Here is a 14,774-nt window from a genome sequence, read left to right on the forward strand (position 1 = left end):
TGTCTGAAAAAAGCAGGACCCTGTAGGAGCGAGCCTGCTCGCGATGGACATCCAGGCACCGCGGACAGTCAGGCAACCCGCGTTATCGTTGACGTTCATCGCGAGCTGGCTCGCTCCTACAGGTGTGTATGGGCAGTCAAAAGGTTGATCAACTACGTACCCGGCTCTTGTCCGGGTCGTAGAAAATCGCGGCGGTGACCGTGGCGCTGATGCGCTTCTGCAGGCCATCGACTTTGCCGATCTCCAACGCTGTGCCAACGTCGGCGCAAGCCACGTCGACCCGGCACAGCGCGATATTGCTGCCCAGCAGCGGTGAGCGGCAGGCACTGGTGACTACGCCTACCTGGGCCCGGCCGCGGTACACCGGGTCGCCGTGGTGAGCGCCCTCGTTGCCACTCAATTGCAGGCCCACCAGCTTGTGGGCGGGATGGGTGCTTCGCCGCAACAGGGCGTCGCGACCGATGAAGTCATCGGTTTTACTTTTCAGCGGCACCGAGAAGCCGATACCGGCCTCGAACGGATCGGTCTGGTCGCTGAACTCGTAGCCTGCAAAAATCAGCCCGGCTTCGATACGCAGCATGTCCAGGGCTTCCAGGCCCAGCGGCACCAGGCCCAAGGGCTGGCCGAGCGACCAGATTCGGTCCCAAACCTTCTCGGCATCGTCCGGGTGGCACCACACTTCGTAACCCAGCTCACCTGTGTAGCCGGTGCGCGAGATCATCAGCGGGCAGCCGTCGTAACCGTCCAGGCGGCCTACGAGGAAGCGGAACCAACCGAGGGTTTCCAGGCTCGGTTGGGTGGGGGCTGTCCAGACCATCTGCTTGAGCAGCTCGCGGCTCATCGGGCCTTGCACCGCCAGGTTATGGATCTGCTCGCTGGCGGATTTGATCCAGACCTTCATGCCGAGTTTTTTCGCCTGCTCGCGCAACCACACCCCGGCGTAGTCTTCGCCGCAGATCCAGCGGAAATTGTCCGGGCCCAGGCGCAGCAGGGTACCGTCGTCGAGCATGCCGCCGTGTTCGTGGCACATCGCCGAGTACACCACTTGGCCTACCGCCAGGCGCCGCACATCGCGGGTCAGGCAGTACTGCAACAAGGCTTCGGCGTCGGGGCCGATGATTTCGAATTTGCGCAGGGCGGTCAGGTCCATCACCGCCACTCGCTCGCGGCATCCGAGGTATTCCTCGATCGCGCCATAGCCGTCATAGCGCAGCGGCAGCCACCAGTTGCGGTAGTCGACGAAGCTGCCGGTCAAGCGGCTGGTGCGTGAGTGGAACGCGGACTCACGGGTAAGGATCGGGTCGGCATCGGCCGTGGTTCGAGTGCTCATGGCGATGGAAAAACGCTCCTTTTCGCTGTAGATGCGGACATGGATATCGGTTGGGTTCCAGCCATTGGCCGGGTCGATGTCATCCGGGCACGAAGTACTGCCGCACACCAGGTCGGTCATGGCCCGCAGCAGCACGTAGTCGCCGGGACGCGACCAGGGTTCGTCGAGGGTCATCTGCTGGTGTGCGTCGATCCCGGTATTGAAAAAGAAATTGATCGCCGGCCAGCCATTGCGGGCCTTGACCCCATGGGACGCGAGCACTCGGCTGAGGTTGTCGCTGCAGTTGTCGTGCCCAAAATACCCATGGCTTTCGTAGTAGCGCGCGGCGCAGGCCAGGGCGAAGGAGTCGTGGCGGCCGACGGTGTCACGCACCACCTCCAGCATCGGTTGCATCTGCCGGTCGAAAAACTTTGAGAACAGTCCCGGTGCCGGATAGGTGCTGCCGTTCAGGGTGCGGGTTACGGTCTGATCAAGATCCAGCTCCAGACCGCGATCCAGCGCCCGTCGATCCAGAGCGACGAAGTCCGAGCACTGGCGACCGGCGACATCCAGCACCTGCACATACTGACCTTTGCCAACGGTGTAACTGTGGGCGGTGCCGGCGCCGATGGTGAACTCATCCAGCAGTTCACCCAGAGGCTCGGGCAGGTGTGGCAGCAACAGCTGCGAGGGATTGGCCCGTGTCACCAGCAGCCGCAGCTCGCTGGGCCGATCCTGGCGGTCGACGGCCGTTGGCCCGGCGGGTGCCGCGACGATCACCAGTAGCTCATCGCTGGCGACGAAGCGGCGGCTGAAGTCGGCAGGGCTGTCCTCGTCCCAGAGTGAGGCGGCGCTGGGCAGGTGTTGTGGATCAATCGCGCGTCGGATCAGCGCCTGACCAATGCTACGCGACTGCAAGGTCGGTTCGGCGAGCCGTGCGCCGATGAACCCGCAGGCCGTCGAACCGCTCAGCGCCCAGGCCGCCAGGGCGCTACGACCGAGCATATCCACGGCCAGCAATTCGCAAGGTTGCCGGCCTTCGAGGTCGATCACTTGCAGGCTGTCGCCGGGCTGCAGAGCGACAAGGGTCAGGCCGCCGGCGGCCACCCGATAGCGCTCCAGGGCCGGGGCCTGGGCAAAGAGTCCGGGCTCCCGCGGGCGGGAAACACGAGGTGCGTTCATGGTGAGGCTCCCGGGTCAACCGATCGACTTGACGGACATCGGCGGTTCAGCGAGGTACGCCGCCATGGAGTCGTCAAGGGCATGCAGCCAAGGCGTGTGGTGGGGGGGCGACTGGGTGCCGGTCATCAGCGATCGGTAGGACTTGTCGCGGTAACCCATGATGTTGTGGGCCTTGTCGTGCTTCCAGTGCAGGAAGGTGTCGTTGACCGCGGCGATATCGAAGTTCGGGTAGTCGGTGGCGTCCACCAGTTGCTGGATATAGGCGCCCTGGTATTCGAACATCTGCTGGTTGGTTTCAAGCTGCTGTTCACGGGCATGCCATTGCTGACTATCGGCGGCCCGTTGTGCCTGGTCGGGTAGGGCGATGCGTTGCAGGATCACGTCGCGGGCGTACCAGGCCTGGGCGTCGAACATGTTGAACGAGTACCACTGGTCCTGCATGCCGAGGTAGATCAGTTGCGGGTTGGGCTCCCAGAAAATGCCCTTGTACAGGTTCATCGGCCATAGCCGGTTGTCGGTCTTGAGGCACAGTTCGTCCGGCAGGAAGGGGAAGTGATGTTTGTAGCCGGTGCACAGGATCACCGCATCGATGTGCTTGTGGGTGCCGTCGATAAAGTACGCGCGGTTTTTTTCCAGGCGCTGCAACAGCGGTTTTTCTTCCCAGTTTGCGGGCCAGTCATAGCCCATGGGCGCGGTGCGGTAGCAGCTGGTGATGCTGCGGGCGCCGTACTTGTAGCACTGTGAACCGATGTCTTCGGCGGAATAGCTGCTGCCGACGATCAGCAGATCCTTGCCCTTGAACTCCAGCGCCTCGCGGAAATCATGGGCGTGCAGGATGCGCCCGCCGAACTGCTCGAATCCGGGGAAGTACGGCATCTTCGGCGTCGAAAAGTGCCCGCAGGCGTTGATCACATAGTCGAACTCTTCCGAGGTCTGGGTATCGCTGCCGTGGTCGTGGGCGACCACCGTGAAGCGGCGAGTCTCTTGGTCAAAGGTGACCTGGCGCACCACATTGTTGAAGCGGATGTAGTCGCGCACCCCGGCTTTTTCGACGCGACCCTTGATGTAGTCCCACAGCACTTCCCGTGGTGGGTAGGAGCCGATGGGGCGGCCAAAATGTTCTTCGAAGGTATAGTCGGCGAACTCCAGGCATTCCTTCGGGCCGTTCGACCACAGGTAGCGGTACATGCTGCCATGCACGGGTTCGCCGTTCTCGTCCAGGCCGGTGCGCCAGGTGTAATTCCACATGCCACCCCAGTCTTGCTGTTTTTCATAGCAGACCAGCTCCGGAATCTCGACGCCTTGGTCGCGGGCCGACTGGAAGGCTCTAAGTTGCGCCATGCCGCAAGGGCCGGCGCCGATGATTGCCACGCGTAAGGTCATGATCGTGCCTCGTTATGAATTCATCGGATAAAAACAGCAGCGGCGCTCAGCGAAAAATCACCGTCTTGTCCTGGTTGATGAATACCCGGTGTTCCAGGTGGTATTTCAGGGCTTTGGAAAGGGCGACGGTTTCGGTGTCGCGGCCGATGGCAACCAGCGAATCGGGCAGATGCGTATGGTCGACCCGCTGGATTTCCTGCTCGATGATCGGCCCCTCGTCGAGGTCCGAGGTGACGTAGTGGGCGGTGGCGCCGATCAGCTTCACGCCACGGTCGTAGGCCTGGTGATAGGGCTTGGCGCCCTTGAAACCGGGCAGGAACGAGTGATGGATGTTGATGGCCCGGCCGGACAGCTGCTGGCACAGGCCGTCGGACAGAATCTGCATGTAGCGCGCGAGCACCACCAGATCGGTCTGAGTGTCCTCGATGATGCGCATCAACTCGGCTTCCTGGCTGGCCTTGCTGTCCTTGGTGATCGGCAGGTAGATGAAACGGATGCCCTCGCGTTCGGCCATGGCTCGCAGGTCCAGGTGGTTGGAGACCACTGCGGTGACGTGCATGTCCATCTCGCCTTTGCGGTGTCGGTACAGCAGGTCAGTCAGGCAGTGGTCGAACTTGCTGACCATCAGCAGCACCCGAGTCGGCTGACTGCTGCAGAACAGCTGCCACTGCATGTCGAAGCCGCTGGCAAGGTCGCCCAGACCCTCGCGCAGGGCACCGATATCGCCGCTCACGCCGGTGTTGAAGCGGAACACCGCGCGCATGAAAAACTGCCCGGTGAACTCGTCGTCGAATTGCGCCAGCTCGCTGATGTAGCACTGCTGGCCGGCCAGACAGGTGGTGATCGCGGCCACGATGCCGGACGCTGCCGGGCAATTGATCTTGAGAATGTAATGTTCGTTGGAAGTGTCCATTGAAGGTCCCTTGGATAAAGCGGTTGGAGGCTCAGCCCTTGGCCGTGCGCTTGGTTTTTTCCGGGTCGTCGAAGGGCAGGGCGTGGGTCACGGCGGCGCCTTCCTGACTACCGCGCACCTGCAGGGCAATGCCTGGATTCGAGCAGGCGACGCTCATGCGGGCGATGGCCATGGAGCGTTTGCTCAGGCGCGAATACATGCCGCAGGTGATCACCCCGACTTGCTGGTTGCCTTGCCACAAGGTGTCGCCGGCCTGGGCGGCGCGGACGCCTTCGAGCAACACGCCGGTGATCTTGAAACGCTCCTGACCGCGCAACCGAAAGTGCTCTTCGGCGCCACGGAATTCGCGTTTGTCCGGGGAGACGGTGAAATCCAGGCCCATTTCCCACAGGGTGTCGCCAGCCTTCTGATCGACGAAGGGGTACATCTGCGAGTTGTCGTAGGGGAAAAACATCAGCGAACTTTCCACCCGCAACCAGTCCAGGGCGGTAAAGGCGCAAGGGATGATGCCCAGGCCCGCGCCCTGTTCGAGGATCGTGTCCCACAGCGCCGGGGCATCGGCGGCCTTGCAGAAAATCTCGTAGCCGCGTTCGCCGGTATAGCCGGTGCGGGAGATCATCACGGGGCGATCGAACAGGCGGGTTTGCAGGTGATGGAAGTAAGGCAGCTGACGGATCCCGGGAACGTGCTCGGTGAGAAAGTCCACCGCCAGCGGCCCTTGCAGCGACAGGTCGTGCAGGTCGTCATCGAACAGCACCGCCACTTGCCGGCCCTGGGATGAGCGCACCAGCATTTCGTGCCCGCTGCCGGCACCGTGCACCACCATGAACGCGTTGGGTCCGGTGCGGTAGACGATGCAGTCATCGACGAACTTGCCGTCCTCATCGAGCATCGAGGCGTATACCGACTTGCCGGGGTAGAGCTTGGCGATGTCGCGGGTGGTCGCCCATTGCAGCAGGCTCTCGGCGTGGGGGCCGACGTAATGGACTTTTTTCAGCCCGGACACGTCCATCAGCCCGGCACGGGTGCGGATCGCCTGATGGTGATCGGCCAGGTCGCTGTCGTAGGTCCAGGCAGTGCCCATGCCGTTCCAGTCTTCGAGGTTCGAGCCGAGTGCGCGGTGCCGTTCGGCCAGTGCAGAAATACGCCATGAATGCGCCATGTGAAGATCCTTGTCGGTGAAAGTGGGTCAGGGTTCAGGCTTGCAGGTCGAAGCGGCTCAGCCACTCGACCAGGGTCTGTCGGTAGCGGCTCATGCCCTTGTAGTCGGCGATCGGCTCGGGCAGGTCGCGCAGCACACGGTGCAGTCGGCAGCCCCAGCCGGGTTGGGTGACCAGCTCCTGCATGCTGATCAGGTAGGTGCGGATGCTGAACATCACCGCGTTGCTGCGGGGCAGGCGCACCATCACTTGCAGCTCGACCCGCAGGTGCACCTGTTGCCCGACGTTTTCGGCGGTGATGCGGCCGCGGTCGGCGCCCCATTCATGGAAAGTCTCGGGGGAGGAGTCCAGGCGCGGGTTGATGGTCAGCGTCCAGTTCAGACGTCGCACCGGCTGCCCCACTTGCAGGTTGAGCAGGTATTTCAGCGCGCGGTCGAAGATGCCCATCTGGTGGGCCATGGGCACCGGCGAATGCCACTGTTTGAAACTCATGCCGGCGTCGAAGGCCAGGGACCAGTCGGCCGGGCTGGTGACGATGCCGGCATCCATGAACAGGTCGTCGTCACGCTGATCGAGCAAGGCAAAATCACCCTGGACCTGCCGGCCGATGAACTCCAGCGGCTCGCAGGGCAGGCTCGTGGCATCGCCGAACACAAAGCGCTGATCGATCTCCAGCAGCGTGTTGCGCCAATGCCAGTGATCACCTTCACGCACCAGCGAGAACCACTGCGGATAATCCGCGGCCAGGTGCTCCATGAGCATCTGCAGCGCATCCCAGGCCGCCACATGCATGTGCGGCAGCACCAGGTAGCGGCGCGGATCCTTGTCCAGCACCAGGGCGCGTTCGGCCATTTCCGAGCGGTAGTGTTCGTCGATGTCGAACCCGTGCTGGTAAATCGAGCCGGGATCCCGGGAGGTCGCCGGTTCGATGTTCACCGAATACAGGTAGCTGTCCTCGGTGAAGGGGAAGGGAAAACGACGGATGGCGGCGGGGCTGTTGCGAAAGCTGAAATCGTCTCGATAGCTCTGCACGGGGCTTGATTGAATGGGCATGGTCGACTCCTAAAGATCCAGCGAAACGCAAGGGCCGCAGCCGCGAGAGACACAGGGCATGAGAAAGTCGGCCTGCTCGGCGGGGCTCAGAAAACTGTCGCGGTGTTCGATGTCGCCGCCCACGTGGCGGGTCATGCACTGGCCGCAGACCCCGCCGCGGCACAGGTTGGGGATCTGCAGCCCAGCGGATTCCAGGGCTTCGAGCAGGCTTTGTTCGGTGCCGACCCGCAGGCGCCGACCGCTGCGCAGCAGTTCCAGATCGAAGGGTTGACCCGGTTGTGCGGCATTGAAGGCTTCCCAGTGCACCCGGCCGGGCGGCCAGCCGAGTGCCTTGGCCTGTTGCCGAACCGCGTCGAGCAGCGGTTGCGGGCCGCAGGTGTAAAGGTGGCTGCCCAGCGGTCGATCACGCAGGATCCGGCTCAGGTCCGGGCGGCTGGCGTAGGTGTGCAGACGCGATCCCAGTCGCTGTTGCAACGCCTCGACATAGGCATCGCTCAGGCCCGGACGACAGAGGTAGTGCAATTCGAAGTGGGCCTTGCGTTGTTCCAGGGCCGCGATGTAGGCCATGAACGGCGTGATGCCGATGCCTCCGGCGATCAGGATGTGCAGGCTGGCGGTCGAGTGCAGGGCGAACAGATTGGCCGGTGGCGAAATCTGCAGCGTGTCCCCGACCTGCACCTGCCGATGCAGGTAGTGCGAGCCGCCGCGGGAGGTCTCCTGCAGGCGTACGGCGATGCGGTAATGCTGGCTGTCCGCCGGGTCGCTGGTGAGTGAATAGGCATTGCGCAGCTTGCCCTCGGCCAGTGGCAGGTGAACCTGCACATGACTGCCGGGGGAGAAAGCCGGCAGGGGCCGGGTGCACGCCTGCAGGGTGAATTCGCGCACTACTGGGGTAAGCATTCTCGCCGCGCTGACCCGCACTTCGATTGCGGCGCTCATGACCGGACTCCGGCATAAGGCTGGTCGGGGTTGGTGCAGACGCCGAGGTACGCCCCCAGGCGGCGGGAAAAGTGTTCGCGGACTTCCAGCCCTACGTCGCAACCGATGCAGGTCAGCAGCGGCTCCGGCCCGGCGGCCTGAGTCAGGCCGCAGTGCACGCAATACACCAGGCGCGCACCGGCAATCGTGCGGGTGATGTCGATCTCGTCATTTTCCAGTCCGGCGCTGCGGGCCTCGCCGTGGATGCGCCAGATAAAGGCCTCGTCGCCCATGATGTAGAGATGGCTGCCGACGGTGGCGCTGACCAGCACCTGATGCAGGCGCCGGGAAAAGTCGGCGCTCTCGCCATTCAGCACCAAGGGCTGTTCCAGTTCCCCGACAACGGGCGAGCAGGCGGCCGCCGATTGCATGACCACGATGTGCCGGGTGACGCTTTCACGAGGCAGCGGCTGGCGATAGCGCGGGAGGCTGTGAAGTCGGTCCGGGGCGGCGCTGTGTCTATCCGTCATGTGGGCTTTCCTGGCTGATCCGCGCCTGTCGAAGGGCGAGAAAGGTGGCGTTGGACTGGGAGTTTGTTTCCTGTTGGGGAAGATACTTTCCTATGGGGAAAATCTTCTCAATCCGGAAAAAGGGCTATGTCTTTGGAGATAAGTCTTGCGCAACGCCTGTTCGGGGCATGGAAGTTGCTGGTCTTTGCTCAGGGCTGAGCAACCGGACGGGGAGTGATCGATAGTGCGAACACGAGTGCAGTGGTGGCCGCTCTGGTTGGGGCGTGTGCGTCCCGAACAGGCGCGCAGCGTGCGCAAACTGCTGGCCGGGTTGCCCTTGAGTCAGGTGCACGCTGACGGTGCCATGCCGGGTTTTCTGGACCGTTTCGAAGCACTGTTGCCGACCTGCAAACTGACGCTGATCCTTGACGGCGTAGACCCTGGGCCTGCTCGGCGCGGGTTGATCGAGGGTTGTCAGAATATTGAGCGCTGCCCCTGGCGTGTTTTATCACTGACTGATTCGGCTCAGGCCTGTGGCCCTTGCCGGCAACGTGGCGTGCATCGCTTGCTGTGTGTCTTGCCGCAATGCGATGACTCCAACAAAGGGGCGCTGTTGCTCGATACCCCACGACCGGTCGGCGTGAGCTGGCGCCAGATGCTGGAGGAGGCGGCGCAGGCCGTCGGCGTCAGTGTGAGCCTGCTCTGCCACACGCGTGAGCAACAGCGTAAGCAGGCCACGTCCCAACACGGTGCCCTGGCTCGTGAACTGCACGACTCGGTAGCTCAGCAGTTGGGTTATCTATCGTTTCAGGCGCGTTTGCTGCAGTCGCACATGACTAAGCCGGAGCAGGCGGTTGCCGTGTTGCAAGAGCTGCGCGGCGGCTTGAGCCAGCTGCAACGGCAGGTACGTGAGCTGATCACCAGCGCCCGTCTGACGATGGACGGGCGCTCATTGCGTCAGGCCTTGGCCGATTCCGTGGCGGAGTTTTCGCGACGCTGCATCATCGTCTTCGAACTGGACAATCGCCTGGCCGACGATGCCTTGAACCCGGAAACCGAATTGCAGGTTCTGCAGATCATTCGCGAGGCCCTGACCAATGCTGTACGTCACTCTCATGCGCGACACGTGCGCATCGAATTGCGGCAAAACCAGGAAGGCGATGCGTCGATCTCGGTGGAGGACGACGGTATCGGCCTGAGCCCGGCGTCGTGCGAGGAAAACCACTTCGGCCTGGCGATTATCCGCGAGCGCGCCGCCAGCATTGACGCTCGCCTGTCCATTGAAACGATCCGCCCCCACGGAGTGCGCGTACACCTGGGCCTTTCCCCCAACCTGGACCTGCCACAAGGGAGTCTCGATGAACTGCACGACCTTATTACTGATTGATGATCACCCGTTGTTTCGCAAGGGCCTGGCGCAGCTGTTCGGAGCCAGTGACGACTTCGAAGTGGTAGGGCAGGCCGCCAGTGGTCGCGAAGGGATCAACCTGGCCATGAGCCTGGCGCCGCAGCAGGTCTTGCTGGACTTGCACATGCCTGGTTTGAGCGGTTTGCAGGTACTCGATGAATTGCGGCAGCTGCGTCTCGACTGCCAGGTGGTGGTGCTGACCGCGTCGATGGATCGCGCTGAGCTGCTGACAGCCCTGCGCCTGGGGGCCAGTGGTTATGTACTCAAGGAAACCGAGCCCGATGCGTTGCTGGCCTACATGCGCAATTGCAACAAGGGCGCGATTGTTTTGGATTCAACGCTGATTGCCCTGCTTGCCGATCAGGGCGAGTCGGCGCACCGACCTGCGCACGATTCGAATCCGCTCGACACCGGCAACCTGACTGAGCGCGAGGGGCAGACCCTGGCCCTGATCGCCGCCGGCATGAGCAATAAACAGATCGGCCGGGAACTGGGGATCAGCGATGGCACGGTCAAAATCTATGTGAGGAATCTCTTGCAGAAGCTCAGCCTGCACTCGCGCCTGGAGCTCGCGGCGTGGGTGCACAACGGCGCTTCTGTGAGACACGAGGAGCTTCATTAGATGATGGAACGGCCAGAGGCATTTGTGCAGACACCACCCTTGCACCTGATGGATCGTTTTCCTGCGGCGTTGCTTGAACTGCGGGATAACGGTCAGATCGCCCACGTCAACCTGGCCTGGGTCGAGCTGATGGATCTGCCGGGTACGGAACGTAATCTCATCGATTATGTGCACCATGAAGACCGTTCGTTGTGGCGCCAGGCCCTGCATGAACTGCGTCGGCGCCCCGAGAGCTCTTTCAGCCAGCGACTGCGCTTTGTTCACCCTTCGGGGGAACTGCGTTGGTTCGAGGTCAGCCTGAAACGCGGACATCAGGGGTTCTATCTGGTGGCCGGGGACATTACTGCGCACAAACGCCGCGAGATCGCTTTGCAGGCCAGTCAGCGCAGCAGCATGAGCCTGCTGGACAGCATGCCGGGGCTGATCTATCGCGGCCGCAACAACCGCGACTGGACCATGGAGTTCGTCAGTGCCGGTTGCCTGCAACTGACCGGGTATCCACCGGAGCGGCTGGTGGACAACCATGAGTTCACCTACAACAGCCTGATCCTGGCCCAGGATGCCGATTACGTCTGGCGTGAGGTGCAATATGCCCTGTCGCGGCAGAAGCCGTTCGAACTCAATTACCGGATTCGCTGCGCCGATCAGTCGATCAAGCACGTCTGGGAAAAGGGCGTCGGGATCTATGCCGACACGCGTGAAGTGCTGGGTATCGAGGGGGCGATTTTCGAGCGCAGCACTGGCCAGAATCTGGGGCGCTGAACCGTTGCAATGGTGTGTCGTCAATCTGGCTCTGGGTTTGGCAAACAGTCTGGATGGACTTACCAACCGCAGTGCGTCCAAGGCTTGATCCCCACTTAGGCTTGGCGCGATTTATTACTATCTGCAATTAGCGAAAGAGCGATGTTTATCCGAATGCCAGCTTCTGGCCGCTTTTTGCCTGTCGCGAAGGACTGAAAACGACTGTGGATTCAACCGGTCGATGCAACAGATTGGCTAAATCGCTCAGCAGGTATCCGTCTACGAACGAACCTCCCGCAGATCGAATAGTTGGCTTGCGGTGAAATTCATTAAGCGGGACATCTTCAATTGATACACATGAGTTATTCATTGCTGTTTCCTAACGCGGCGCCACGAGCACACGGGCGCGTGTATCTGTGTCCTGTGCAGAGGTTGGCAGGCTACGGCATTGATTCTGTTGGATGCGGGCCGCACCTCGTCCTGTGGACGGCCCGTGAGATTGGCCTGGCTTACTGCTGGGCTGACGCTACAGCAGGCGCCGATTTGAGAATGGCCTGATAGGTATCTTTGTGGTCGGCGTAGTACTGAGCGACCACTTTGTCAGCCGACGACTCGCGAGCCTGTTTCATCATGTTTTCCAGATCCTTCATCGGAATACTGAAATGTGCGAAGAAGTAGGCCACCTGAGGGAAGTCCTGAGTGAATCCTTTGCGGGCCACGGCGTGGATCTGCTCGGCTTTTCCGTAGACCTCTTTAGGGTCGTCCAGGTAGCGCAGAGACCAGGTCGAGAACATCCAGTGCGGGCTCCAGGCATTGAGCAACGCCCATTGGCCTCGCTTGGTGACACGGTCAAATTCGTTGAGCATGCCAGTTTCGGAAGAGGCCACCAGTTTATAGCCGTCAAGTTTGTAGTCAGCGATAGCGCGGGTAGCCGTTTTGTACTGTCCGTTACCCACTTCGGAAGTCAGAATCTTGCCGCCCAGTTTTTCTCTCACTTCCGGCTTGTTCAAATCCTCAATGCTGGACAGCTCGCTCTCCGGAATGCTCGTAGGAACAGCTAGGCCGAGGCGCCCTTCATAAAGCACGCCCAGGTCTTCCAGCTTGTCTCCGTACTTGTCCCAGAAAGGCTTATGGCTGTAGGTGAGCCAAGCCATCGGAATCATGTCGACTTTTCCAGCAGACATTGCCTGGAACTGAATACCAATATCGGCCATCACCAGTTTGACGGGTTGCTTGAGCTGATCTTGCAGGATCGTAGTGGCCAGCTTGGTGGTAATTTCCGCATCGGCCCAATTCACCCAACCGATGGTGATAGGCTTGGTTTCGTCTGCATGAGCAATGCTCGCAAGAGTGAGCAGTGTGACGCTGGCCATCCAGCAGCCAGCTTTTTGTGCGAAGGACATTCGGGTGATCATCGGGCATCTCCAATGTTATGAGTTATTGGTTTGGCAGATAGATGATTGGGTGCTGCCTCGAATTGTTGTGAGTCACTTCTGGAGTGGGTTCTTCGAGGCGAGCGTTGTGGTCGCAACCAAGTAGTTGCATTCGTTTATGTGCTTCTTTCTGGTCCTTTATGATGTTCAGATGTACTGGTAACGGTTGGTGATCGGAGAGCTGATAGACCAACGGCCCTCAACACCTTTTCGAATGGTTAGGTGATTACCGGGACCAACCGAGACTGGTGGATTGGTTGGGCTATGAATCACTGCCTCGCCACTTTGCACTACAAACTGAACGTCCCGGTCGTAGTCGTATTCGAAGCGATCAGTGTCGCCGCTCTCCCATAGCTCCCATTGCTGGGATTGCTGCTTTTCTTTTGCTGTAGCCTGGCGCTGGATGATCTTTGTCATGTTGTTTTTCCTGAGGACATCAGGCCGACATCTTTGCTGGCCTTGGGAACAGAGAGCTGGCTATGAAAAGGCAGTGAGTCAGGCGTCAGCGGCTGTTTGCCCAACAGAATGTCGCTGGCCTTCTCTGAAAGCATGATCGTCGCCGCGTTGATGTTCGCGCTGGGCACGGACGGGAATACTGAGGCGTCGATGACCCGCAGGTTTTCCACGCCAAGTACTCGCAACTGGCTGTCCACTACCGCTGTCGAGTCGTCGGAGCTACCCATCTTGCAAGTACCGCAGGGGTGATACGCACTAGCAGCGTCTTCGCGAATAAACTCGTCCATGGCTTTGCCGCCACGGATGTGAGTACCGGGGGTATCTTCGCGGTAGTTGTAACGCTTGAATGCTGGCTGAGCAGCGAATTCAAGGCCAAGGCGCATGGACTCGCGCATGACTCGCCAGTCTTCCTCGGTTGCCATGTAATTCGGATCGATGCGCAGCGGATCAGATACCTTTGCGCTACGCAGACGAATGTTGCCGCGACTGGTTGGACGCATTGGGCCGACGCCGATCCGATAGCCGTAGGTTGTGGAGACAGGAATCCAGTTTTTGTCGAAGAACACTGGGAAGAAGTGAAACTGGATATCTGCGTGCGGGGTAGTCGGTGAACTGTTCAGGAACGCCCCGACATGGCACTGGTTAACCGAAGCGACACCCTTTTTGAATCCGAACCACTGCATGCCTGCCCACAGCATACGATGGGGTTGCAACTCTCGGTTAAGTGATACCGGTTCCTTGGTCTCGATCTGGATGTGGCATTCAAGATGATCCTGCAAATTCTCACCCACCCCGGGTAGATCAACCTGACAGGCTATGCCGTGCTCTCTCAGGTGCGCAGCTGGACCGATTCCCGACAACATCAACAGTTGTGGGGAGCCGAAAACCCCACAGCTAACAATGGATTCTTTTCGCGCACGAACGTCGATCATCTTGCCTTTACGGAGAACTCGAAAACCGACGGCTCGCTTGCCGTCCAGAATAATTTTCTGGACTTCACAACCCAGCCAGATTGTCAGATCAGGGTGTTCACCCATAGTGTGCAAGTAGCCGTAGGCTGAGCTGTTGCGAACACCGTCTCGCACGCTCATTTCGAAGCGTGAGACGCCTTCCTGCCGATAGCCATTGACATCGTCTGTCAGTGCGAAGCCCGCCTGCTGGCCTGCTTCGAGGAATGCTGCATTGAGTGGGCTGAGCTTTTCCTGACGCTGGGCGCGAATCGGACCGTCATGGCCACGGTATCGACTGTCGATAACGCTGGACTCAATTTTCTTGAAATACGGTGCGCAGTCGGCCCAACTCCACCCCGTGGCGCCCTCAGCTTCCCAACGGTCGTAATCCAAGGGGTGCCCGCGTAGCCAGGTCATGCCGTTGATCGAGGACGAACCGCCCAAAAGGCGCCCCCGCGGTTGCTGAATGCGGCGGTTATTCAGTTGGCGCTGTTCTTCGGTGTAGTACCACCAGTTGTATTGCGAGGTAGGTTTGAACGCCGAGCGCAGCCCAGCTGGCATGCGAATGATCCACGATTTGTCGGACGGGCCGACCTCTAATAGCAGTACTTTAAACCCCGCATCAGAAAGTCGGCGTGCTTGCACACATCCAGCAGATCCAGCACCTGCTATTACATAGTCAAATTCGGCATTCATTCGGGGTTCTCCAGCACAATCGAGCAGGCGTGCTTCATCAG

At 60.6% G+C, this 14,774-nt stretch carries 13 protein-coding genes; 3 read left to right on the forward strand and 10 right to left on the reverse strand.

Translation table 11 applies throughout. The annotated features are described in order from the left end of the window. Positions 1-148: 148 nt before the first annotated feature. From AC3ITY_RS10515 to AC3ITY_RS10545, 7 genes are read right to left on the reverse strand one after another with little or no spacing between them, the layout of a single operon-like run. Entirely contained in the window at positions 149-2,491 is a 2,343-nt protein-coding gene (locus tag AC3ITY_RS10515) for a trimethylamine N-oxide demethylase (protein ID WP_489308865.1), read from the reverse strand. A gap of 15 nt (positions 2,492-2,506) precedes the next feature. Then, positions 2,507-3,874 carry a trimethylamine monooxygenase gene (locus tag AC3ITY_RS10520; protein WP_489308867.1) on the reverse strand — a complete coding sequence of 456 codons (1,368 nt, stop codon included), beginning with the start codon at positions 3,872-3,874 and terminating at the stop codon, positions 2,507-2,509. A gap of 46 nt (positions 3,875-3,920) precedes the next feature. Continuing rightward, a complete protein-coding gene (gene purU / locus AC3ITY_RS10525) occupies positions 3,921-4,787 on the reverse strand; it encodes a formyltetrahydrofolate deformylase (protein WP_489308869.1) in 867 nt (288 codons plus the stop codon). A 31-nt stretch (positions 4,788-4,818) separates the two neighbouring features. Then, positions 4,819-5,949: an aminomethyl transferase family protein gene (locus tag AC3ITY_RS10530; RefSeq protein WP_489308871.1), complete on the reverse strand. Its 1,131-nt coding sequence runs from the start codon at positions 5,947-5,949 to the stop codon at positions 4,819-4,821. Between the two features lie 34 nt (positions 5,950-5,983). Further along, entirely contained in the window at positions 5,984-7,000 is a 1,017-nt protein-coding gene (locus AC3ITY_RS10535) for a heme-dependent oxidative N-demethylase family protein (protein WP_489308873.1), read from the reverse strand. 9 nt (positions 7,001-7,009) lie between these two features. Beyond that, positions 7,010-7,939 carry a PDR/VanB family oxidoreductase gene (locus AC3ITY_RS10540; RefSeq protein WP_489308875.1) on the reverse strand — a complete coding sequence of 310 codons (930 nt, stop codon included), beginning with the start codon at positions 7,937-7,939 and terminating at the stop codon, positions 7,010-7,012. Beyond that, complete coding sequence (locus AC3ITY_RS10545) at positions 7,936-8,448, reverse strand: dimethylamine monooxygenase subunit DmmA family protein (RefSeq protein ID WP_489308877.1); 513 nt, start codon at positions 8,446-8,448, stop codon at positions 7,936-7,938. The genes AC3ITY_RS10540 and AC3ITY_RS10545 overlap by 4 nt, the downstream gene beginning before the upstream one ends. A gap of 223 nt (positions 8,449-8,671) precedes the next feature. Between AC3ITY_RS10545 and AC3ITY_RS10550 the strand changes: the two genes are divergently transcribed. The 3 genes from AC3ITY_RS10550 to AC3ITY_RS10560 are packed head-to-tail and all read left to right on the forward strand — an operon-like array spanning position 8,672 to position 11,219. Beyond that, positions 8,672-9,814, forward strand: a complete 1,143-nt coding sequence (locus tag AC3ITY_RS10550) for an ATP-binding protein (protein ID WP_489308879.1) — start codon at positions 8,672-8,674, stop codon at positions 9,812-9,814. Continuing rightward, positions 9,786-10,457, forward strand: coding sequence for a response regulator (locus AC3ITY_RS10555; protein WP_489308881.1), 672 nt, complete (start codon positions 9,786-9,788; stop codon positions 10,455-10,457). The genes AC3ITY_RS10550 and AC3ITY_RS10555 overlap by 29 nt, the downstream gene beginning before the upstream one ends. Further along, entirely contained in the window at positions 10,458-11,219 is a 762-nt protein-coding gene (locus tag AC3ITY_RS10560) for a PAS domain-containing protein (protein ID WP_489308883.1), read from the forward strand. It abuts the gene before it with no gap. Between the two features lie 488 nt (positions 11,220-11,707). Here the strand turns inward: AC3ITY_RS10560 and AC3ITY_RS10565 are convergent, their stop codons facing one another. The 3 genes from AC3ITY_RS10565 to AC3ITY_RS10575 all read right to left on the reverse strand — a co-directional run bounded on the left by AC3ITY_RS10565 (position 11,708) and on the right by AC3ITY_RS10575 (position 14,733). Next, positions 11,708-12,613 carry a glycine betaine ABC transporter substrate-binding protein gene (locus AC3ITY_RS10565; RefSeq protein ID WP_489308885.1) on the reverse strand — a complete coding sequence of 302 codons (906 nt, stop codon included), beginning with the start codon at positions 12,611-12,613 and terminating at the stop codon, positions 11,708-11,710. 165 nt (positions 12,614-12,778) lie between these two features. Further along, positions 12,779-13,048 carry a cupin domain-containing protein gene (locus tag AC3ITY_RS10570; protein WP_489308887.1) on the reverse strand — a complete coding sequence of 90 codons (270 nt, stop codon included), beginning with the start codon at positions 13,046-13,048 and terminating at the stop codon, positions 12,779-12,781. Beyond that, positions 13,045-14,733: a choline dehydrogenase gene (locus AC3ITY_RS10575; protein WP_489308889.1), complete on the reverse strand. Its 1,689-nt coding sequence runs from the start codon at positions 14,731-14,733 to the stop codon at positions 13,045-13,047. The genes AC3ITY_RS10570 and AC3ITY_RS10575 overlap by 4 nt, the downstream gene beginning before the upstream one ends. Between the last annotated feature and the right edge of the window lie 41 nt (positions 14,734-14,774).

It is taken from the genome of Pseudomonas sp. GL_091, from assembly GCF_057837725.1.